22 protein-coding genes are annotated in these 20,527 nt (G+C 73.0%); 8 read left to right on the plus strand and 14 right to left on the minus strand.

Features of this window, described 5'->3' with window-relative positions:
• The first annotated feature begins 20 nt into the window (after window positions 1-20).
• On the plus strand, window positions 21-878 hold the full coding sequence (locus JT362_RS04995; RefSeq protein WP_260189820.1) for an NUDIX hydrolase: 858 nt from the start codon (window positions 21-23) through the stop codon (window positions 876-878).
• The gene (locus JT362_RS05000) at window positions 875-1,642 is read left to right on the plus strand and encodes an MBL fold metallo-hydrolase (protein WP_260189821.1); all 768 of its coding nucleotides are present in this window, start codon (window positions 875-877) and stop codon (window positions 1,640-1,642) included. Before JT362_RS04995 ends, JT362_RS05000 begins: the two co-directional genes overlap by 4 nt.
• On the opposite strand, the gene dnaN is transcribed toward JT362_RS05000, so the two are convergent.
• From dnaN to JT362_RS05020, 4 genes are all read right to left on the minus strand, one after another.
• A complete protein-coding gene (gene dnaN, locus JT362_RS05005; protein ID WP_260189822.1) occupies window positions 1,639-2,745 on the minus strand; it encodes a DNA polymerase III subunit beta in 1,107 nt (368 codons plus the stop codon). The two genes, JT362_RS05000 and dnaN, sit on opposite strands and share 4 nt — an antisense overlap.
• 30 nt (window positions 2,746-2,775) lie before the next feature.
• A complete protein-coding gene (locus JT362_RS05010; protein WP_375546442.1) occupies window positions 2,776-3,999 on the minus strand; it encodes an MFS transporter in 1,224 nt (407 codons plus the stop codon).
• A 318-nt stretch (window positions 4,000-4,317) separates the two neighbouring features.
• Entirely contained in the window at window positions 4,318-4,992 is a 675-nt protein-coding gene (locus JT362_RS05015) for a Crp/Fnr family transcriptional regulator (RefSeq protein ID WP_260189823.1), read from the minus strand.
• 137 nt (window positions 4,993-5,129) lie between these two features.
• Complete coding sequence (locus JT362_RS05020; RefSeq protein WP_260189824.1) at window positions 5,130-5,405, minus strand: hypothetical protein; 276 nt, start codon at window positions 5,403-5,405, stop codon at window positions 5,130-5,132.
• Window positions 5,406-5,590: 185 nt separating this feature from the next.
• On the opposite strand from JT362_RS05020, the gene nth reads away from it, so the two are divergent.
• From nth to JT362_RS05040, 4 genes are read left to right on the plus strand one after another with little or no spacing between them, the layout of a single operon-like run.
• Window positions 5,591-6,310: an endonuclease III gene (gene nth / locus JT362_RS05025; protein ID WP_260190385.1), complete on the plus strand. Its 720-nt coding sequence runs from the start codon at window positions 5,591-5,593 to the stop codon at window positions 6,308-6,310.
• On the plus strand, window positions 6,307-6,894 hold the full coding sequence (locus JT362_RS05030; RefSeq protein ID WP_260189825.1) for a TlpA family protein disulfide reductase: 588 nt from the start codon (window positions 6,307-6,309) through the stop codon (window positions 6,892-6,894). The genes nth and JT362_RS05030 overlap by 4 nt, the downstream gene beginning before the upstream one ends.
• Window positions 6,891-7,586, plus strand: a complete 696-nt coding sequence (locus JT362_RS05035) for an NUDIX hydrolase (RefSeq protein WP_260189826.1) — start codon at window positions 6,891-6,893, stop codon at window positions 7,584-7,586. The genes JT362_RS05030 and JT362_RS05035 overlap by 4 nt, the downstream gene beginning before the upstream one ends.
• Complete coding sequence (locus JT362_RS05040) at window positions 7,583-8,767, plus strand: MarP family serine protease (protein WP_311202664.1); 1,185 nt, start codon at window positions 7,583-7,585, stop codon at window positions 8,765-8,767. The genes JT362_RS05035 and JT362_RS05040 overlap by 4 nt, the downstream gene beginning before the upstream one ends.
• Before the next feature lie 53 nt (window positions 8,768-8,820).
• Here the strand turns inward: JT362_RS05040 and JT362_RS05045 are convergent, their stop codons facing one another.
• Together JT362_RS05045 and JT362_RS05050 are read right to left on the minus strand one after the other, a co-directional pair.
• Window positions 8,821-9,366, minus strand: a complete 546-nt coding sequence (locus JT362_RS05045; protein ID WP_260189828.1) for a dihydrofolate reductase family protein — start codon at window positions 9,364-9,366, stop codon at window positions 8,821-8,823.
• A gap of 43 nt (window positions 9,367-9,409) precedes the next feature.
• Entirely contained in the window at window positions 9,410-9,799 is a 390-nt protein-coding gene (locus tag JT362_RS05050) for a VOC family protein (RefSeq protein WP_260189829.1), read from the minus strand.
• Between the two features lie 90 nt (window positions 9,800-9,889).
• Between JT362_RS05050 and JT362_RS05055 the strand changes: the two genes are divergently transcribed.
• The gene (locus tag JT362_RS05055; RefSeq protein ID WP_260189830.1) at window positions 9,890-10,462 is read left to right on the plus strand and encodes a TIGR03086 family metal-binding protein; all 573 of its coding nucleotides are present in this window, start codon (window positions 9,890-9,892) and stop codon (window positions 10,460-10,462) included.
• Window positions 10,463-10,469: 7 nt separating this feature from the next.
• Here JT362_RS05055 and JT362_RS05060 read toward each other — a convergent pair whose 3' ends face one another.
• The 6 genes from JT362_RS05060 to acs form a co-directional block, all read right to left on the minus strand.
• Window positions 10,470-11,882 (minus strand): alpha/beta hydrolase, encoded by a 1,413-nt coding sequence (locus tag JT362_RS05060; protein WP_260189831.1) that lies wholly within the window; start codon window positions 11,880-11,882, stop codon window positions 10,470-10,472.
• 63 nt (window positions 11,883-11,945) lie between these two features.
• Window positions 11,946-12,887, minus strand: coding sequence for an alpha/beta fold hydrolase (locus JT362_RS05065; protein ID WP_260189832.1), 942 nt, complete (start codon window positions 12,885-12,887; stop codon window positions 11,946-11,948).
• A gap of 27 nt (window positions 12,888-12,914) precedes the next feature.
• Window positions 12,915-13,409 (minus strand): phage holin family protein, encoded by a 495-nt coding sequence (locus JT362_RS05070; RefSeq protein ID WP_260189833.1) that lies wholly within the window; start codon window positions 13,407-13,409, stop codon window positions 12,915-12,917.
• A gap of 23 nt (window positions 13,410-13,432) precedes the next feature.
• A complete protein-coding gene (gene nhaA, locus JT362_RS05075; RefSeq protein ID WP_260189834.1) occupies window positions 13,433-14,638 on the minus strand; it encodes a Na+/H+ antiporter NhaA in 1,206 nt (401 codons plus the stop codon).
• A 68-nt stretch (window positions 14,639-14,706) separates the two neighbouring features.
• Entirely contained in the window at window positions 14,707-15,426 is a 720-nt protein-coding gene (locus tag JT362_RS05080) for a VIT1/CCC1 transporter family protein (protein WP_260189835.1), read from the minus strand.
• Between the two features lie 157 nt (window positions 15,427-15,583).
• Window positions 15,584-17,572: an acetate--CoA ligase gene (gene acs, locus JT362_RS05085; RefSeq protein WP_260189836.1), complete on the minus strand. Its 1,989-nt coding sequence runs from the start codon at window positions 17,570-17,572 to the stop codon at window positions 15,584-15,586.
• A 132-nt stretch (window positions 17,573-17,704) separates the two neighbouring features.
• Here acs and JT362_RS05090 point away from each other — a divergent pair, with 132 nt between their 5' ends.
• Window positions 17,705-18,442, plus strand: coding sequence for an oxidoreductase (locus tag JT362_RS05090; protein ID WP_260190386.1), 738 nt, complete (start codon window positions 17,705-17,707; stop codon window positions 18,440-18,442).
• Between the two features lie 206 nt (window positions 18,443-18,648).
• Here JT362_RS05090 and JT362_RS05095 read toward each other — a convergent pair whose 3' ends face one another.
• Both JT362_RS05095 and JT362_RS05100 read right to left on the minus strand, forming a co-directional pair.
• Entirely contained in the window at window positions 18,649-19,575 is a 927-nt protein-coding gene (locus JT362_RS05095; RefSeq protein WP_260189837.1) for an N-acetylmuramic acid 6-phosphate etherase, read from the minus strand.
• A gap of 20 nt (window positions 19,576-19,595) precedes the next feature.
• Window positions 19,596-20,513 carry a MurR/RpiR family transcriptional regulator gene (locus JT362_RS05100; RefSeq protein ID WP_260189838.1) on the minus strand — a complete coding sequence of 306 codons (918 nt, stop codon included), beginning with the start codon at window positions 20,511-20,513 and terminating at the stop codon, window positions 19,596-19,598.
• Window positions 20,514-20,527: the final 14 nt, after the last annotated feature.

Raw genomic sequence — 20,527 nt, forward strand, 5'->3', positions numbered from 1 at the left:
GAGTGCGTAGGCTCTGGCGTGTGCGTGAGCTGCCGAGGGAACTGGTACTGCCGGAGGGGTTCGTCCCACCGGAGGTGCCGGACCCGCCCGTGCCGCCGAAGGACGCCGCCACGGTCATGCTGGTGCGCGACACCGACGCCGGGCTCGAGGTGTTCCTCATGCGCCGGGTGCTGGGCATGGCCTTCGCCGGTGGGATGACCGTGTTCCCGGGCGGCGGGGTGGACCGGCGGGACGCGGACACCTCACTCGCCTGGCACGGCCCGTCGCCCGCCTGGTGGGCGTCGCGGTTCGCCTGTGACGTGGGACTGGCGCGGGCGCTGGTGTGCGCGGCGGTGCGGGAGACGTTCGAGGAGTCGGGCGTGCTGCTCGCCGGGCCGTCCGAGGACACCGTCGTCTCCGACGTGCGCCCGTACGCCGAGGCGCGGGCGCAGCTGGTGAACCGGGAGCTGTCGATGGCCGGGTTCCTCGCCGAGGCCGGGCTCGTGCTGCGCGCGGACCTGCTGCGGCCGTGGGCGGACTGGGTGACCCCGGAGGAGGAGCGGCGCCGGTTCGACGCCCGCTTCTTCCTGGCGGCGCTCCCGTCCGGCCAGCGGGCCGACGGCGCGACCACCGAGGCCGCCGAGGCACGCTGGCAGCGCCCGGCCGAGGCGCTGGAGGAGTGGCGGGCCGGCCGGGTGGGGCTGCTGCCGCCGACCTGGACGACGCTGGCCGAGCTGGAGGAGTGCGCGAGCGTGGCCGACGCGATGGCCCGCGAACGCACGATCACCCGGCTGATGCCGAGGGTGGTCCGCGACGGCGACGTGCTGCGGATCGTGCTGCCCGGCGACCCGCTGTACGACGAGGGCGCCGCCCACCTCGAACCGGGGGACCGGTCATGAGCCATCCGGCGTACGGGGTGGTCCGGCCGGTCACGCCGGTCGCGTCCGTGCTGCTCGAGGACAACCCGGGCACGATGACCCTGGACGGCACCAACACCTGGCTGCTGCGCGCCCCCGGTGCCCCGGCCTCGATCGTCGTCGACCCGGGTGACGACGACGTCGAGCACCTGACCCGCGTCGCCGAGACCGGCGAGGTGGCCCTGATCCTCGTCACGCACGGGCACCCGGACCACGGCCGGGGCGCGCCCTGGCTCGCCGAGCGGGTCGGCGCACCGGTCCGCTCGGCCGGCGAGTCCCTCGGTGCCCCGCCGCTGGCCGACGGCGAGGTCATCGAGGCCGCCGGGCTGCGGGTCCGGGTACTGCACACCCCCGGCCACACCGACGACTCGGTCTGCCTCGAGGTCACCCACGACACCGGCACCGCGGTGCTCACCGGCGACACGATCCTCGGCCGCGGCACGACCGTCATCTCCGCGCTCGGCCCGTACCTCGCCAGCCTGCGGCGGCTCGCGGGGCTCCCGGCCGGGACCGCCGGGCTGCCGGGGCACGGACAGGAGCTCCCGGACCTCGCGCCGGTCGCCGCCGAGTACCTCGCGCACCGGGAGGAACGGCTCGGCCAGGTCCGGGCCGCCCTCGACCGGCTCGGACAGGACGCGACGGCCCGGCAGGTCGTCGAGGTCGTCTACGCCGACGTGGACCGGGCGTTGTGGGGCCCGGCCGAGTGGTCGGTCGCCGCGCAGCTCGAGTACCTGCGCGACGGTTAGTTCTTCGGCGGCAGCATGGGCATCACCACGTAGCGGAGATCGAGGTCGGCCGGCTCGGGGGCGCGGAACACGGTCGCGCGCATGCCGGGCTGGATCTCGACGCGCACCGGACCGCCGAGGAACGGGCGGAGCGCGTCGGTGAGGAACCGGGACTGGTAGGCCTGGGAGGTCCGGTCCCCGGTCACGGTGGCCTTCACCGACTCCTCCGCCTCGCCGGCCCGCTGGTCGGCGCCGCGCAGCCGGACCTCGCCGTCGCCGACCTCCAGCAGCAGGACGCCCCGCGCGTCGGTGTACAGGCCGACCCGGCGGACGGCTCCGGCCAGGGCGTCGGCTTCCAGTTCCAGCGTGGTGTCCACGTCGGACACGGACACCTTCGACTCGTGCAGGAAGCTCCCGTCCAGCACGGACGTCGCCGCGTGCGTCCCCGACCAGGACAGCCCGAACCGGTCGCGGTCGGCGTGCAGCACCACGTCACCCGCGCCCGCTGCCTGCTTGGCGATCTCGGCCAGCAGCGACGCCGGCACCAGCGCGTCCACCGGCTCCCCGGCCGGCCGCCAGCCCAGCGACGCCACCGCCATCTGGTACCGGTCGGTCGCCACCAGCACCAGCCGCGCGCCCTCCGACCGCACCCGCACGCCGGTGAACATCGGCAGCGCCTCGTCCCGGGACGCCGCCGTCGCCACGGTGGCCAGCGCGCTGCCGAACACCGCGCCGTCGACCGTGCCGACCCGTGCCGGCGGTTCCGCGACGCCCGGGTGCACGTCGGCGTCGAGCAGCGGCAGCGCGAACCGGGCGCCCGGCGCGCGGATCGCCAGCTTCGACCCTTCGACGACCAGCCGGACCTGTTCCAGGTCCAGCGCCCGTAGCGTGTCGGCCAGCGGCTTGGCCGGCACCAGCACCCGGCCCTCGGTGTGCACCACCGCGGCGCGCTCCACCCTGGCCGCGCGCTCCCGGTCGGTCGCCGCGAGCGACACGCCGTCGCGCCCGGCGGTCAGCAGCACACCGGAGAGCACCGGGTCGATGAGCTTGCCCGGCACCAGCCGCACGAGCGCCGACGCGGCCGAGGCCAGGTCACCAGTGCCGACGGTCAGATCGAGGTCCATGCCGACAACCTAACGGCGACCACCGACAGTTCAGCCGACCAGGGCGGGAGCCGGTACCCCCGAGGCGACCGTGCCGCGCCGCAGCCACACCAGCAGCGCGACCAGCAGGCCCGCCCCGCTGGACGCCAGGAACGACGCCGGCACCCCGACGTGCTCCACCAGCCATCCGCTGGTCGAGTGCCCGGCCGCCAGCCCGAGCGTCACCGACGTGATCACCCAGCCGAACGCCTCGGTGGCCGTCCCCTGCGGCGTCACCTGCTCGATCGCCGTCGAGTGCGCGGTGGACTGCGGGGTGATCAGGATGCCCGCCACCAGCATCGCGACCGACAGCCAGACCAGCCCGGGGGCGATCGCCATCGGCGCGATCAGCAGCGCGAACCCGCCGAGCAGCGCCGGCAGCCGCAGGTGCATCGGCCGGGGCCACGGCCGGACCGCGTAGTACAGCCCGAACGCCACCGACGTCAGCGACCACATCGCCAGCATCACCCCGCCGAGCCACGCCTCGCCCGCGTTGGTCGCCGCCGCCGGCACCGCGACCTCGACGAACCCGACGGTGATCCCGAAGCCGAACGCGGCCAGCGCGACCGTCCGCATCCCCGGGAACGCCAGCGCGCCGAGCAGCGGCCCGTGCGCGACCGGCTCGGGCCGCACCGCGCGCGCCACCGGCGTCAGCGCGAACCCGACGCTGCCGGCGATCATGCACACCGAGCCGAGCACGACCCCGGTGCCGCCCCATGGCGCCGCGACCAGCACCCCGGCGAGCGCCGGGCCGAGGATGAAGAACACCTCGAGGCTGATGGCCTCGTAGGCGTAGGCGGCGTGCCGGACCGGTCCGGGCGGCAGCAGGTGCACCCACAGCGCCCGGGACGCGGGCCCGACCATCGGCTCGGTCAGCCCGACCAGGCCGCCGAGCGCGACGAGCACGACCGACGGCTGGTGCGCCTCGATGGCCAGCACCACCGCGGTGATGGCGGCGGCGAACAGGGTGGCGACGACCAGCAGCGGGCGGGTCGGCCCGAGCCGGTCCATGATCCGCCCCTGCGCGACCGCGCCCACCGCGACACCGATCAGCGACCCCGCCGACACCGCCCCGGCGACCGCGAACGAGCCGGTCTCGCGCTGCACGAACAGCAGCAGGGACAGCCCGATCATCGCGATCGGCATCCTGGCCAGCAGGGAGGTGAGCACCGGCCAGCCGGCGCCCGGGGTGGTCAGCGCGGCGCGGTAGTCGGAGACGCGTGCGGAGTGGGACACACGTCCCAGTATGCAATCTTTGGTACGTCCGTACCAGTTAGTTTCCGGCGATCCCCGTCACCGCGATCGTTCAACGAAAACGGTCTCGATCCGGTAACGGTGACAAGAAATCCGGTCAACTCGCACAACGGAAGGGCATACCAGTGAGTCCTACTTGTGTTGGACCGTTCGAACTCCCTCCGGGCACATGGGTCGGGGCCTTAATGCCGGAGGGCGGGGAGCGTGGGTCGTCGGGGGATGATCCACGCAAGAAGAGCCGGTGCGCCGCGTCGGGGGCGGCGCCCGGCTCTTCTTCTATGTCGACAAATCGTGAAATCGCTACCGCGCGCGACGGGCCAGTCGCTCCGGGTCCAGGATCAGCACGCTCTTGCCCTCCAGCCGCAGCCAGCCGCGGTGCGCGAAGTCCGCCAGCGCCTTGTTCACGGTCTCCCGCGACGCGCCGACGTACTGGGCGATCTCCTCCTGCGTGAGGTCGTGCATGACCCGCAGCAGACCGGCCTCCTGGCTGCCGAACCGCTGCGCGAACTGCAGCAGCGCCTTGGCCACCCGGCCGGGCACGTCGGTGAAGATCAGGTCCGCGAGCATGCCGTTGGTCCGCCGCAGCCTCCGGGCGACCACGCGCAGCAGCTGCTCGGCGATCTCCGGCCGGGTCGAGATCCACTGCCGCAGCGCCGGCCGGTCCATCGTGCGGGCGACCACCTCGGTCACCGTCGTGGCGGTCGACGTGCGCGGTCCCGGGTCGAAGATCGACAGCTCGCCGAACATGTCCGCCGGGCCCATGATGCCCAGCAGGTTCTCCCGCCCGTCCGGCGACTTCCGGCCGAGCTTCACCTTGCCCGACTGGATGATGTACAGGCGGTCACCGGGCTCGCCCTCGGCGAAGATCACGTGCCCGCGTGGAAACTCGACCATCTCCAGCGTCTGGGCGAGCGCCTCGGCGGCCGCCGGCTCGACGCCCTGGAAGATGCCGGCCCTGGCCAGGGTCTCGTCCACCTTCGTCCCTCCCAATCAGACTCGGGCCGGCAGCGCGCCGGCCCTCGATCCAGGGCTACTCCGCCCCTGATCACCAGTGGAAGTGTAGGGCGTGTGCGGTGGATCACCTCGCAGGGCGTACTACCGGTATGTCGCGGTCAGGGCCCCGGCCTGGGAATACGCACCGTCGGCTGCCGCATGACCTTGCGCGCGCGGGCCTTCGCCCTGCCCCGCCGCAGCCGGAACAGCTCCAGCGCACGACCGATGCCGTGCCCGTAGAGTGCCCGCACCTCGTCCGGCCGGGCGTTCTCGAGTAACTCCTCGACCTCGTCCTCCTGCACGGCGACGTGCCGGAGTCGGCTCTCCACCCGCTCCATGAACAGCGCGAAGAACATCACCACGATGGGCACCGCGAACACGAACCAGACAGCCATAGATCCTTGATCCTCGCTCAGGTCGGTGGAGATCGCAGGGTTTCGCTGAGTAGACGTCCAGGGCACGGTTGGGGTTGTTCGGCGGCCCGTAGGCTATCGGGGTGCCACCAGCCACCCGTCAACTACCCCGAGGCGACTCGGCCGAAACGGGGCCGAGCACCGCGCTGGTCCGCCGCGCCCGGCGGATGACCCGGGTCCTCGCCGAGGCCTTCCCGGACGCGCACTGCGAGCTCGACTTCACCAACCCGCTCGAGCTGACCGTCGCCACGATCCTGTCCGCGCAGAGCACCGACGTGCGGGTCAACCTGACCACGCCCGCGCTGTTCGCGCGCTACCGCACGGCCGCCGACTACGCCGGTGCCGACCGCACCGAGCTGGAGGAACTGGTCCGGCCGACCGGGTTCTACCGGAACAAGACGTCCTCGCTGATCGGTCTCGGCCAGGCGCTCGTTGAGCGCTTCGACGGCGAGGTGCCGAACAAGCTCGAGGACCTGGTCACCCTGCCCGGCATCGGCCGCAAGACCGCGAACGTGGTGCTCGGCAACGCCTTCGGTGTCCCCGGCATCACCGTCGACACGCACTTCGGCCGGCTGGTCCGCCGGTTCGGCTGGACCGAGGAGGACGACCCGGTCAAGGTCGAGCACGCGGTCGGCGCCCTGGTCCCGCGCAAGGACTGGACGATGCTGTCGCACTGGGTGATCTTCCACGGCCGCCGCGTCTGCCACGCCCGCAAGCCCGCGTGCGGCGCGTGCGTGCTCGCCAAGGACTGCCCGTCGTTCGGTGCCGGGCCGACCGACCTCGAGACCGCGGCCAAGCTGGTCAAGGGCGACGAGGCGCCGCACCTGATCGACCTCGCCGAACGCGTCCGCAACGGCTACAAGCCGGGACGGGTCGGCTCCGCGTGACCAGCGCGGCGCGGTGGTCGATCGCCGGGTTGATCCTGGTGGTCGCCGCCGTGATCGCGATCTGGCCGAGGGGCGAGGAGCCGCCGCCCGCCCCCGAGCCGCCCACGCCCGACCTCGCCGCCGCCAGGAGCGCGGCGGCGCTGCCCGCGTGCGCGGCCGGCTCCGACGGGCCGAGCACGCTCACCGGCGTCGGGGTCACCTGCCTCGCCGACGGGTCCGAGGTGGACCTCGCGGCGGTGCTCGGCCGGGGCCCGGTGCTGGTGAACGTCTGGGCCACGTGGTGCCAGCCGTGCCGGGAGGAGCTGCCGCTGCTCGCCAGGTACGCCGCCGAGCCGGACGCCGTGCCGGTCGTCGGACTCGCCGTGCAGAGCACCGAGGCCGGAGCCCTGGACCTGCTGGCCGCGCTCGACGTGCGGTTGCCGATGGTCCTGGACACCGGCGAGGCGGCCGCGCGGGCGCTTGAGCTGCCGGCCGGCCTGCCCGCGAGCTACGTGGTCGAGGCAGACGGCACCGTGCGGCTGGTGCGCGACCCGCGCCTGTTCCGGTCGGTCGAGGAGGTACGGCGGGCGGTCGATGCGCCGTGAGCGCCGGCCCGCTCGTCGACCCGGCCGGGCTGCCGGCCTGGCTGCGTCCGCTGGTGGCCGGCACCAGCGACCTGGACCACCCGACGCTGCGCCGGCTGTCCGCGCCGGACGCGGGCGGGCGTGACGCGGCGGTGCTGATCCTGCTCGGCGAGCACGAGACCCGCGGCCCGGACGTGCTGCTCCAACTGCGGGCGGGCGGCGACGACGCGCACGCCGGCCAGGTCGCGTTCCCCGGCGGGTCGGCCGAGCCCGGCGACGACGGCCCGGTCGGCACGGCGCTCCGGGAGGCCGTGGAGGAGACCGGCGTCGACCCGGCCGGGGTGCGCCCGGTGGCGCTGCTGCCCCGGCTGCACATCCCGGTGTCGAACTTCCACGTCACGCCGGTGATCGCGCACTGGGAGCGGCCGAGCAGGGTGTGGGCGGTGGACCCGGCGGAGACCGCCGCGGTGGCCAGGGCGCCGCTGGCCGACCTGGCGGACCCGGCGAACCGGTTCCAGCTGCGGTCCCCGTCGGGGTACCTCGGGCCTGGCTTCGCGCTACCGGGCATGCTGGTGTGGGGGTTCACCGCGATGGTGCTGACCCTGGTGCTGAACGTCGGCGGGTTCGAGCGGCCGTGGGACGGTGGCGACATACGGGATCTTGACGCGGCATGGCGTTCAGTTGGCTCGGTCGTCGGGGAGGTGGACGCGTGAACTGGGTCGACGTGCTCGTGATCGCGCTGGCGGTGCTGGCCGCGATCTCCGGGGCGAGGCAGGGCGTGCTCACCGCGCTGCCCGCGTTCGTCGGGGTGCTGCTCGGCGCGATCGCGGGGATCAAGCTCGCGCCCATGGTGGTCCGGCACATCGAGTCGACGCCGACCAGGGTGGCGTTCGCGGTCGCGGTGTTCGTGCTGCTGGTCGCGCTGGGGGAGACGCTCGGGGTGTGGCTCGGACGCAGCATCCGGCAGCGGATCCGCTCACCGAAGCTCGCCGGTGTGGACAACGCGCTCGGTGCCGTCGTGCAGGGCGCGGTCGTGTTCGTGGTCGCCTGGCTGATCGCGCTGCCGCTGGTCACCGTCGGCGGCCTGCCCGGCCTGGCCTCGGCGATCCGCGGGTCGACCGTGCTCGGCGGCGTGAACAACGTGATGCCCTCGGCCGCGCAGAACCTCCCGGACGAGCTGCGCAAGCTGCTCGACGTCTCCGGCTTCCCGGCCGCCGTCGACCCGTTCGACCGGACCCCGAGCAAGGACGTCGCCCCGCCCGATCCGGCCCTGCAGGGCAGCGCGGTCGTGCAGCGGGTACGGCCGAGCGTGCTCAAGATCCACGCCAAGGCGCCGTCCTGCTCCAGGGCGCTGGAGGGCACCGGCTTCGTGATCTCCCCCGAGCGGATGATGACCAACGCCCACGTGGTCGCCGGCACCAGCGAGGTCAGCGTGGAAACCGACGACGGCCCGCTGGACGCGCGGGTGGTGCACTACGACCCGAACACCGACGTCGCGATCCTGGCCGTACCCGGCCTGTCCGCCACCCCCCTCCCGTTCGCCGACGACCCCGCCGAGTCCGGCCAGGACGGCATCGTCCTCGGCTACCCCCTCGACGGCCCGTACACCGCGTCCCCCGCCCGAGTCCGCGACCTGATCAACCTCACCGGCCCCGACATCTACGACTCCCGCACCGTCACCCGCGAGGTCTTCACGCTCCGCGCCCTGGTCCGCAGCGGCAACTCCGGCGGCCCCCTGATCGACACCCAGGGCCGCGTGATCGGCGTGATCTTCGGCGCCGCCGTCGACAAGTCCGAAACCGGCTTCGCCCTCACCGCCGACGAAGTGGCCGACGAGCTCGAATCCGCCCCCGACCTCTCCCGCTCCGTAGGCACCGGCTCCTGCGCCGCCTAACCCCCGCGAGTCGTACGTTCCCGTCGCGCGAGTCGTACGTTCCCGTCGCCGGGTCAGGCGCGCGGGATGTCGCGCCCGGTCGGCCGGTACTCCAGCAGCAGCACCCGGCCGTCCAGCGCCCGGTGGCCGACCAGCTCCAGGTCGGCCGCGGCCGCGCCGGCGAAGAACGGCTCCCGCCCGTCCGGGCCGACGAGCAGCGGGAACGTCATCAGCAGCAGCCTGTCGACCAGACCCGCGGCACACAGCTGCCGCGCGATCGACAGGCTGCCCATCGTCCGCATCGGGACGCCGCCCTCGCGCTTGAGCCGGGTGATCTCGGGAACCAGGTCCCGGCAGACGCGAGTGTTCGGCCAGGTGGCGGCTGGCAGGGTGTGGGAGAACACCACCTTGTCCAGCTCGGTCATCCGGTCCCAGTCGGCGTCCCGGACCTCCTCGGGCGGGTCCGCGAACATCTCGTAGGTCCGCCGCCCGAGGACGAGCAGCTGGGGCTCGGCCAGCTGCTCGTCGATCCACTGCCGCAGCTCAGGCCCGTGATAGCCGAAGTAGCCGGGGGAGACCGCGCTACCGGCCCACCCGTCCACCGACACGAACACTTCCACGGCCAGGTTCACAAATTCAGTTTTTACGTAAACGCGAGTTTTGTCAATGTGCGTGTGCCGGATCGACGCGGCGCCGGAGCAGGCAGAACTCGTTGCCTTCGGGGTCGGCGAGCACGTGCCAGGACTCCTCGCCGGTCTGTCCCACGTCGACCTTCCGCGCGCCGAGGGCCAGCAGACGCTCCAGCTCGGCGTCCTGGTCCCGGTCGGTGGCGTTGACGTCGAGGTGCAGGCGCAGCTTGTCCCGCTTCGGCTCCGGCACCCGGCTCAGGATCAGCGTCGGCTGCGGGCCGCCGAACCCGACGTCCGGCGGCCCGATCTCGATGTCCTCACCCTCCCGGCCGAGCTCGACGTAACCCAGCACGGCGGACCAGAACTCGGCCAGCCGTTCCGGGTCGACGCAGTCCAGGATCAACTCGGTGATGCGGCAGCTCATCCGCCGGACGGTACCGGCGCCGGACGGACGGGCCCGGTGCCCGTCGAGGACGAACCCGTGATTGTCGGTACCTCGTGACAGGGTGCGCCGGTGACACAAACAGATCCGCGACCGCGGCTACGCGCCGCGCTCGACCAGACCGAACACCAGATCAACGCGGTCGGACACGCCGACCTGGGCCTGCCGACACCGTGTGCCGAGTACGACCTGCGGACCCTGCTGGCTCACCTCGTCGCGGTTCTGCGCAAGCTCACGGCTCTCGGCAACGGCGAGGGCACGGCCGACGTGCCGGACCCGGCCGACGACCACACCGACGACTGGGGTGAGACGTTCCGCGGCGCTCGTGCCGAGCTCGAACAGGTCTGGACGTCCGACTCGGCACTCGGCAAGAGCTACAGGTTGCCCTGGGCAACGCTGAGCGGACAGGAGCTGCTGGCGGCGTACACGCACGAATTCACCGTCCACTCCTGGGATCTCGCCCGAGTCACCGGTCGCAGCGCCGACCTCGACCCGGTTCTGGCGGAGGTCGCGCTCGACTGGTTCACCCACAACCTCACGGCGGAGGATCGCGGCGAGGGCGGACAGTTCGGACCGGTCACCCCGGTGGCCGACGACGCCGACGTGTACCTCCGGCTCGCCGGCTTCGTCGGCCGACCGGTGTAGCGCCGGCTCATCCACCGGACCGATCCGCCGGGCAGGTCGCCCCGCGGCGCGGAAGCTCCAGGTCGACCAGATAACGGGTGGTGGCCTCGACCGTGCACGGGGTGCGGTCGACGACGCCGTGCCCCCAGCCCTCGTAGGTGAGCAGCCGGCCGTGGTCGATCTGACGCGTGACGTTCCGCGCCCACTCGATCGACGTCGCCGGGTCGTGCGCGGAGTTGAGCACCAGCACCGGCGTGTGGTCGATGTCCAGCCGGTGCTGGGGGTTGTTCGTCTCCGCCGGCCAGGCCGAGCACAGCGTCACCGGCAGCCAGGCGAAGTGCGTGCGCAGCGTCGGCGCCGCCCGGTTCTGCTGCGCCCAGAGCCGCTGCCACTGGCGCTCCGAGCGGATCGACACGCGGTGGTCGGCGCAGAACGCGGCCACGGGGAACGGCTCCGTCTCCTCGGCCGCCACCCGCGCGGCCGGCGCGCCGTCGGCGAGCGAGCGCAGGAACACCGCGGCCTCGGCCGAGCTCGGGCCGTAGAAGAAGCTCACCGTCCGGTTGACCAGGTCCATCGGACGCACCGGCCCGCCGGAGGTCGGGTCGACCAGCTCGCCGGCCACCGACTTCGCGTACAGCGTGTCGTACACCGCGTCGACGTCCTGGCCGTGCAGCGCGCACTCCTCCGCGCGGTCGCACCACGAGGCGAACTCGCGGAACGAGTCCTCACCGGTCGCCGTCTGCGTCCACAGGAACCGCCGCGGCGACAGGCTGTGGTCGAACACGCTGTCGAGCACCAGGGCACGCACCCGGTGCGGGTACCGCTCGGCGTACATCGCCCCGGCCAGCGTGCCGTAGGAACGCCCGTACAGCGACAGCTCACGCTCCCCGAGCGCGGCCCGGATCGCGTCCACGTCCCGGGCGACGCTCACGCTGTCCAGGTGGTCGAGCAGCGGGCCGGTGTGCTCGCGGCAGCTCTCCCCGAGCGCGCGGGCGTAGTCCCGCATGCCGGCGAGCGTGGCGCCGGCGTCGGGGTTGGTGACCGGCAGGTTCGCGACCAGCTCGGCGTCACACGTCACCGGGGCGCTGCGGTTGGTGCCACGCGGGTCGAAGCTCACCACGTCGAACCGGGAGCCGATCTCGTCCGGCAGCGGGTCGCGGTCGAGCAGCCGCCGCACGCCCGAGTCGCCGGGCCCGCCGGGCAGGTAGAACAGCGTGCCGATCGGATTCTCGACGGCGCGGCGGGCCACGGCGACCTCGATCGTGTCGCCGTGCGGCCGGGACCAGTCGATCGGCACCGTGATCGTCGCGCACTCGACGGCGGCGTTCTCGCCGCACTGCGCCCAGTCGAGGTCCGGCGTGGCGGCCGCGGTGGCGGCACCGGCGAGCGTGGCGCCGACCGCGACCGCGGCGAGCAGTGTCGTGGTGCGAAGCAGTCTCATTGCTCGAATGCTGCTCCGCGCAGGGCCGCGCGGGCTCCGGGAAGTCCCCGAGAAGTCCCGGGGTCACGACCCGGAGAGGAACTCCGTGAGCACGCGGTTGCTGATCGCCGACGCCTCCTGGTGCGGGAAGTGCCCGACCCCGTCCAGCAGCCGGGTGCGCAGCGGGCCGTGCGCCCACGCGCCCGACGCCCGGATCGTCCCGGGCAGCACGCACGGGTCGGCCGCGCCCGCGAGCTGCAGCACCGGCGTGGTGATCCGCCGCTGCATCACCTCGCCGAACCGCCTGCCCTCGCCGCGCAGCTGCGCGCGCACCGCCCAGCGGTAGTACTCCAGCGCGCTGTGCGCGACGCCCCGCACCGACATGGCCCGCCGGTACCGTTCCACCACGTCGTCGAATCCTGGTTGGACAGTCCACTCCGGACCGGACCAGCGGCGTAGGAGGGTCTCGACGGTGGCCGCGTCGTCGCGGGTCAGCCAGCGTTCCGGCAGCAGCGGGACCTGCGCGCGGAACACGTGACCGAGCGCGCGCGCCTGGTTGGTTCCCTTGCGCCGCAACGCGGTCCGCCGGATCTCGCGGCGCAGTGCGAGCGGGTGCGCGGCCGCCACCGCGCTGACCGAGCGCACCAGCCGGGGGTGCATCGCGGCGACCGTCCACGCGAGCGTGCCGCCCCAGCCGTGCCCGACCAGGTGCGCCCTCGGCTCGCCGAGCGCCTTGACCAGCCCGCCGACGTCACCGGCGAGCGTCCAGGCGTCGTAGCCTCGGGGCGGTTTGTCCGAGTCGCCGTACCCGCGCAGGTCCACCGCGACCGCGCGGAAGCCGGCGCCGGCCAGCGCGGTGAGCTGGTGCCGCCAGGTCCACCAGAACTCGGCGAACCCGTGCAGCAGCAGTACCAGCGGGCCCTCGCCGGTCTCGGTGACGTGCAGCCGGATGCCGTTCGCGTGCACGTCCCGGTGCTGCCACGGCCCGTCGATCCGGACGGTCGACGGGTCGGGCCGGGAGCGCACGACGGCGGTGCTCAGTGCCGGGTCCGATCAGACACGGCGGGCCGGGGCGTTCGCTGGTCCTGGCTCGTCGTCGTCGCCGCGGCTGCGGAGTACGGCGGCCGTGTCCTTCATCGAGTCGATCGTGCGCTTCGGCGCGCGGATCGCCCGGACCTTGCGGTACCCCAGGTAGCCCGCGAGCCCGGCGACCCCCAGCATCGCGCCGAACACGATGAGGAACGCCGACCAGCGCGGCAGCCACTCGGCCAGCAGCTCGGCGGCGAAAAAGAAGAAGAAGAACGAGCTGTACGCCAGGACGACCAGGGCGAGGATGAACCAGACGCTGCCCTTGAGTCCCTTCTTGATCTCGCCGGCGACTTCGGACTTGGCCAGCTCGACCTCGGCCCTGACCAGCGTGGACAGGTGCGTGGTCGCGTCCTTGACCAAGTTCCCGATCGACTGCTCGCCCGCGGCGCCGGTCTCGTCCGCGAGCGGGATGGACGGGACCCGCGGCAGGCCTTCTGAGTTCTCGCGCGCACTGGTCACCGCGTCATCGTGCCATGTGCCGATCAAAGGGGCTGTTCGGGCGCGCCGTTGTCCTCGTGCGCTCGGCTGCGCCACCGCAGCAGCCCGGCGGCGACCAGCGCCGCGACCAGGGAGGCGACGAGCACCGCGCCCTTCGCGATCGCCATGTCCTCGCCGTCCATCGCGAGCTCGGCGATCAGCAGACTGACGGTGAACCCGACCCCGCCGAGCATGGCGACCGCGACCAGGTCCCGTTTGCCGAGCCCGGCCGGCATCTCGGCGATCCGCAGGCGGACGGCCAGCAGCGCCGAGCCGGCGATCCCGACCAGCTTGCCGATCACGAGCCCGATCACCACCGCGAGCGCCATCCGGTCGTCGACCAGCCGCGCGAGGCTCTCCCCGTCGACCGGGATGCCCGCCGCGAACAGCGCGAACACCGGCACCGCGACCCCGGCCGACCAGGGCTGGAGCCGGTGTTCGAGCCGCACGCACGGCGAGTGCTCCTCGTCCGGGTCCTGGCGTACCCGGGTCAGCAGCGCGAGCGCGACCCCCGCGACGGTCGCGTGCACCCCGGTCTCGTGCACCGCGATCCAGACCCCGACCGCGAGCGGCACGTACAGCCACGGGCTGCGCACCCGCCGACGCTGCAGGACCCAGTACCCCGCGAGCAGCACGACCGCCGCGGCCGCCGCGATCAGGTCGATCGTGCTGGTGAACAGGATCGCGATCAGCAGAATGGCGCCGAGGTCGTCCACCACGGCGAGGCTCAGCAGGAACACCCGCGCACTGCTCGGCAGCCCGGACCCGGTCAGCGCCAGCACCCCCAGCGCGAACGCGATGTCCGTGGCGACCGGGATCGCCCAGGCGTCGCCGATGCGCGGGTCACCCCAGCCGACCCCGACCGCGACCAGGGCGGGCACCACCATCCCGCCGACCGCCGCGATGGCCGGCAGGATCGCGCTCCTGAACCGGGAGAGCTCGCCGACCACCAGCTCCCGCTTCAGCTCCAGCCCCGCGACGAAGAAGAAGAGGGCGAGCAGCCCGTCCTTGGCCCAGTCCCCGACGGTCAGGTCGAGGTGCAGCGCGGACGGGCCGATCGTCGTCTCGCGCACGGAGTGGTAGATGTCGGCCCACGGCCCGTTCGCCGCGATCAGGGCGATCGCCGCCGCGGCCAGGAGAATGACGCCGCCGACGGTCTCCGTGCGCAGGTAGCGCACGAACTCGCCGACGGCCGGAAGCCGTCGTGTCACACATGTCCTTTCGGCTGCACAGGTTGGTCGTGCCGCCGACCAGGCTTCCCGGCTCTCCGAAATCCATTCTACCTGGTAGTGACTCCGAACAGGACGCCAACGACGTAGGTGACCAGCATCGTCAGCGCGCCGACGCCGACGTTGCGCAGCACCGCGCGGCCGGCGGGGGCGTTCCCGAGCCGCGCGCTGAGCGCCCCCGTCAGCGTCAACCCGACCAGTACGGCCGCCGCGCAGGCCCACACCCGCAGCGCGACCGGCGGGAGCGCGATCGCGACGAGTGGGAGCACGCCGCCGCAGGTGAACGCGGCCAGCGAGGCCCAGGCGGCGTGCCACGGGCTGGTCAGCTCGTTGGGGTCGATGCCGAGTTCGGCCTCGGCGTGGGCCTCGAGCGCGTCGTGCCGGGTGAGTTCGCGGGCGACCTCGGCGGCCAGGCCGGGGGAGAGGCCCTTGTCCTGGTAGATGTCGGCGAGCTCACGTTCCTCGGCCTCGGGCATGGTGTCGAGTTCGTACTGTTCGAGGGCGAGCGCGGCGCGTTCGGTGTCGCGCTGGGTGCTGACCGAGACGTACTCGCCGCCCGCCATCGACAACGCCCCCGCGACGAGGCTCGCCACCCCCGCGACCACGATCGCCGTCCGGTCCGTCGTCGCGCCGGCCACTCCCACCACGAGCCCCGCGACCGACACGATCCCGTCGTTGGCCCCGAGCACTCCCGCCCGCAGCCAGTTCAGCCGCGACCCGAGCCCGTTCCGGTGCTGCTCACCGGGGTGCGCGTGCTCCACCCGACTCATTCAACCCCGCCGCACGCGCCCGCGCGATCTCGTCCAGCGCGCGCCGCCCTGCCGGGCGAACTCGCGCAGTGCGTTCTCGGCGATGACGAAGACGTCGTCAACGGGGTGAAGGACGCCTCCGCCGCGTCCAGTGCGGCGAAGGCGTCCCGCACCGCGTCTACTCGTCCGAGCCGGAGCCCTTGAGGCCGGACGAGATCAGGTCCATCACCGACGAGTCGGCCAGGGTGGTCACGTCGCCGATCTCGCGGTTCTCGGCCACGTCGCGGAGCAGGCGGCGCATGATCTTGCCCGACCGCGTCTTCGGCAGCTCCGGCACCACCATGATCTGCCGGGGCTTCGCGATCGGCCCGATCTCCTTCGCCACGTGGTCGCGCAGGGCCTTGATCGCGGCCTCGCCCTTCGCCTCGTCCTCGGCCACCCCGCCTCGCAGGATCACGAACGCGACGATGCCCTGACCCGTCGTCGGATCGGTCGCGCCGACCACCGCGGCCTCGGCGACCGTCGGGTGCGACACCAGCGCCGACTCCACCTCCGTCGTCGAGATCCGGTGCCCGGACACGTTCATCACGTCGTCCACCCGGCCCAGCAGCCAGACGTCCCCGTCCGCGTCGTACTTCGCGCCGTCGCCGGCGAAGTAGTAGCCCTGCTCGCCGAACCGCGACCAGTACGTCTCCCGGTACCGCTGGTCGTCACCCCAGATCCCCCGCAGCATCGACGGCCACGGCTGGTCGAGCACCAGGTAACCGCCGCCGCCCTTGCCGACCTCGTTGCCCTTGTCGTCGACGACCTTCGCCGAGATCCCGGGCAGCGGGCGCTGCGCCGAGCCGGGCTTGGCGTGCGTGACGCCGGGCAGCGGGGAGATCATGATCGCGCCGGTCTCGGTCTGCCACCAGGTGTCCACGACCGGGGTCCGGCCGGAGCCGATCGTCTCCCGGTACCAGACCCACGCCTCCGGGTTGATCGGCTCGCCCACCGACCCCAGCACGCGCAGCGACGACAGGTCGAACTTCGCCGGGATGTCGTTGCCCCACTTCATGAACGTCCGGATCAGCGTCGGCGCGGTGTAGTAGATCGTGACCCCGTACTTCTGCACGATCTCCCAGTGCCGGCCCTCGTGCGGGGTGTTCGGGGTGCCCTCGTAGACCACCTGCGTGGCGCCGTTCGCCAGCGGCCCGTACACGATGTAGCTGTGCCCGGTGACCCACCCGATGTCGGCCGTGCACCAGTACACGTCGGACTCCGGCTTGAGGTCGAAGACGTTCCGCACCGTGTACGCCGTCTGGGTGAGGAAACCCCCGGACGTGTGAAGAATCCCCTTCGGTCGACCCGTCGTCCCGGAGGTGTACAGGATGAACAGCGGGTGCTCGGCGTCGAACGCCTCCGCGGTGTGCGTGTCGGACTGTCCGTCGACCAGGTCGTGCCACCACACGTCGCGCTCGTCGGTCCACTCGACGTCGATGCCGGTGCGCCGGACCACCAGCACCTTCTCGATCGAGGGCGTGCGCGCCACGGCCTCGTCGACGGCGGCCTTGAGCGGCGCCGGCTTGCCGCGCCGGTACTGCCCGTCCGCGGTGATCACGAGCTTGGCCTCGGCGTCGTCGATGCGCGAGCGCAGCGCCTCGGCGGAGAAGCCGCCGAACACCACGCTGTGGGTGAGGCCGAGGCGCGCGCAGGCGAGCATGGAGAAGATCGCCTCGGGGAGCATCGGCAGGTAGATCGCGACCCGGTCACCCGCCTTGAGGCCGAGCGAGGTCAGCGCGTTCGCGGTCTTGGCGACCTCGCGCTGGAGTTCGGCGTAGGTGATCGTGCGGCCGTCGCCCGGCTCGCCCTCCCAGTGGATCGCGACCCGGTCGCCGTTGCCGGCGTCGACGTGCCGGTCGACGCAGTTCACCGCGACGTTGAGCCTGCCGCCGACGAACCACTTCGCGTAGGGCGCGTCCGACCAGTCGAGCACCTGGTCCCATTGGGTGTCCCAGCGCAGCTGCCCGGCCTGCTCGGCCCAGAACGCCTCCCGGTCGGTGGCGGCCTGGTCGTACATCGCCTCGGTGGCGTTGGCCTGCGCCGCGAACTCGGCACTCGGCGGGAACGTCCTGCTCTCGGTGAGCAGGTTGTCCAACGTCTGGCCCTGGCCGGGCTGCTCGGTCATGGTGCGGATCCTCCTCGACCCAGGGTGGAGATGTCGACCACGACCGTAGTAGGGGAACGCCCATGGCAACAGCGTGAAGTGACGCGCACCGGCCCCACGGTCGGCGGACACCCGGTAGGGTCGCGGCTCGTGATGGACCCGCTGGCGCCACTGCTGGACCTGCCCGGTGTCGCGGACGCCGTCGCCGCCGCCCGGGAGGCGGTCGACCAGGTGCACGCGCACCAGGCCAACCGCCGCGGCTGGCCAACGACGGCGGCCGAGGCGTCGGTTCGCGCCGCCCGCGCGTCAGCGGCCCTCGACGGTGCCGACACCGAGATCCCCACCACCGGCGAGGTGACGGAGCCGAGGCTGGCCGGCGCCCTGCGGATCGCCGAGTCCATCGGCCCGATGCTCCCGACGTGGCAGCGGGCTCCCATGCAGGCCCTGGCCAAACTGCACGTCCTGGCGGCGGCCGACCTGGTCCCCGACGAGGAACTGGGTCGCCCCCGAGCCAGCCGAGGCGTCTCCCGCCGCCTGGATCTCCTGGGCGACATCATCGCCGGCGGCACCGCCGTCCCCGGCCCGGTGCTGGTGGCGGTCGTCCACGGCGAACTCCTCGCCCTGTCCCCCTTCGCCTCCGCCGACGGTGTCGTAGCCCGCGCCGCCGCCCGCCTCACGATGATCGGCACCGGCCTCGACCCCAAGGGCCTCACCGTGCCCGAGGTCTTCTACTACCGCCGCGCCGACCGCTACCGAGCCGCCGCGTCCGCCTTCACCACCGGCACCGACGAGGGCCTGGCCGAATGGATCCTCCTGACCTGCGAAGCGGTCGAGGCCGGCGCGAGCGAGGCGGTCGGCATCGCCGACTCCACCCTGGCCGACCGCCGCTGATCCGACGCTGACTCCAGCGCGCGTCCAGCCCGTCTCGTCCAGCGCCCCGCACCATGGGAAGTGCGAGTCCCCTTCCTCGCTGTGTGGTGGGATCCCACAGGGGGCGGGCCGAGGTTCCTAGCGCCTCGGCCCGCCGTCACCGCATGGGGATCAGCGGACTGGTGGGTGTCCTGTTCAGCGCTTCCGCCGGCCGCGAGTGATCCAGGTCAGACCGCGGCGGCGCCCAGGGCGTCGAGGGCCTGGCGGACGTGGCCGTCGGCGCCGGCGAGGGCGGCGGCGGCGGTCTTGGCGTCGACGCCGGAGAGCAGGTGCACCAGGGCCACCTTCAGGTCGCCCTGCGCCTCGTCCAGGGCGATCGCGCACTCGTGCTGGTCCAGGCCGGTCGCCTCGCGGAGGATGCGTAGCGTGCGGCCGCGCAGCTTCGCGTTCGTCGCGCGCATGCTGACCATCAGGTTCGAGTACGTGCGGCCGAGCCGGACCATCACCGCCGTGGAGAACGCGGTGAGCACGATCTTCTGCGCGGTTCCGGCCTTCATCCTGGTCGACCCGGCCACCACCTCCGGGCCGGTGTCCACCTCGACCAGCACGTCGATGTCCATCAGCCGCGTGGCGTGCGGGTTGCTGAACACCAGGCCCGTCCTGGCCCCCATCGAGCCCGCCGCGCGCAGCGCGCCCAGCACGTACGGGGTCCGCCCGGACGCGGTCAGGCCCAGTACGAAGTCACCGGGGGAGACCGACGCGCGCAGCTCCTCGGCACCCGCCTCCTCGTCGTCCTCCGCGTCCTCGACGGCGTTGGTGAACGCCGCGCCGCCGCCCGCGTGGTGCACCACGAACCACTCGGCCGGCGCGTTGTACGTCGGCGCCAGCTCGGCCGCGTCCAGGGTCGCCATCCGGCCGGACGTGCCGGCTCCGACGTAGTGCACCCGGCCGCCACCGCGCAGGGCCTCGACCGCGAAGTCGACGGCGGTGGCCAGCGCCGGCAGCGCGGCGGCCACCGCGTCGGGCACCAGGCGGTCCTCGGCGTTGATCGACCGGAGCACGTCCAGGGTGGACAGCTGGTCCAGGTCGGTCGTGCGCGGGTTGCGTCGCTCGGTCGGTGAGTCGACGTGCACGGCCTGCCGTGGCACGGTCATCTTGCGGCCTCCCCCATGGATCACTTCCCGGTCTCTCGCGACTTGCGACGACCGTCGTGGCGGGTCTCCAACCGGTGGCTGCCCACCGCGTCCCGGGTGTCGTCCAGCGCACGCATCGACTCCGACAGGTGGCGCTGCGCCACCCCGATGAACAGGCAGTCGACGACGGTCAGCTGGGCGATGCGGCTCGCCATCGCACCCGAGCGGAACGTCGTCTCCCGCGCGGCGGTGGTGAGCACCAGGTCGGCGACCTCGCTGATCGGCGCGGTCGGGAAGTTCGTGAGCGCGACCGTGGTCGCACCGGCCTTGCGGGCCTCGCGCAGCGCCTCGACGGTGTCCTGGGTCGCGCCGGTGTGCGAGATCGCGAACGCGACGTCGCCCTTGCCGAGCACCGCGGCCGAGGTCAGCATGATGTGCGTGTCGCTCCAGGCGAAGCTGATCCGGCCGATCCGGTGCAGCTTCTGCTGCAGGTCGGCGGCGACGAACGCGCTCGCGCCGACCCCGTAGACGTCCACCCGCTTCGCGCCGGCGATCGCGTCGACCACCTTTTCCAGCACGCCGACGTCGAGCTGTGCGGACGTCTCCTCGACCGCGCGCGCGTCCGCGTAGGTGACCTTGCCGACGACGCTGGCGAGGTCGTCGTCCGGCGCGATCTCGCCGCCGAGGTCGCGCTCGGCGCGGGCCTCGGAGCGGGCGGTGTCGGCGGCCAGGGCGATCCGCAGCTCGGGGTAGCCGCCGACGCCGATGGCCTTGCAGAACCGGGTCACCGTCGTCTCGCTGGTGCCGGCCGCCTCCGCCACCTCGGTGATGCTCCGGCGCGCCACGGTCGACGGGCTGTCCAGGACGACCTTGGCGACGCGCTGTTCGGCGCGGGCCAGACCGGGCAGCAGTGACCGGATTCGGACCAGGGGACTTGACTCAGTGTGTTGTGTGGTCATGACACTCGCGCTCA

This window comes from Actinophytocola gossypii, from assembly GCF_025165815.1.
Classification (GTDB): domain Bacteria; phylum Actinomycetota; class Actinomycetes; order Mycobacteriales; family Pseudonocardiaceae; genus Actinophytocola; species Actinophytocola gossypii.

Excerpts from the sequence above, each read along its gene's own strand:
- JT362_RS05090 (WP_260190386.1), top strand. The coding sequence starts at position 17,705 with ATGGACCCGCTGGCGCCACTGCTGGACCTGCCCGGTGTCGCGGACGCC.
- dnaN (WP_260189822.1), bottom strand. The coding sequence starts at position 2,745 with ATGGACCTCGATCTGACCGTCGGCACTGGTGACCTGGCCTCGGCCGCG.
- nth (WP_260190385.1), top strand. The coding sequence starts at position 5,591 with ATGACCCGGGTCCTCGCCGAGGCCTTCCCGGACGCGCACTGCGAGCTC.
- JT362_RS05020 (WP_260189824.1), bottom strand. The coding sequence starts at position 5,405 with ATGGCTGTCTGGTTCGTGTTCGCGGTGCCCATCGTGGTGATGTTCTTC.
- JT362_RS05050 (WP_260189829.1), bottom strand. The coding sequence starts at position 9,799 with ATGAGCTGCCGCATCACCGAGTTGATCCTGGACTGCGTCGACCCGGAA.
- JT362_RS05100 (WP_260189838.1), bottom strand. The coding sequence starts at position 20,513 with ATGACCACACAACACACTGAGTCAAGTCCCCTGGTCCGAATCCGGTCA.
- JT362_RS05060 (WP_260189831.1), bottom strand. The coding sequence starts at position 11,882 with ATGAGACTGCTTCGCACCACGACACTGCTCGCCGCGGTCGCGGTCGGC.
- JT362_RS05000 (WP_260189821.1), top strand. The coding sequence starts at position 875 with ATGAGCCATCCGGCGTACGGGGTGGTCCGGCCGGTCACGCCGGTCGCG.
- JT362_RS05095 (WP_260189837.1), bottom strand. The coding sequence starts at position 19,575 with ATGACCGTGCCACGGCAGGCCGTGCACGTCGACTCACCGACCGAGCGA.
- JT362_RS05080 (WP_260189835.1), bottom strand. The coding sequence starts at position 15,426 with ATGAGTCGGGTGGAGCACGCGCACCCCGGTGAGCAGCACCGGAACGGG.
- acs (WP_260189836.1), bottom strand. The coding sequence starts at position 17,572 with ATGACCGAGCAGCCCGGCCAGGGCCAGACGTTGGACAACCTGCTCACC.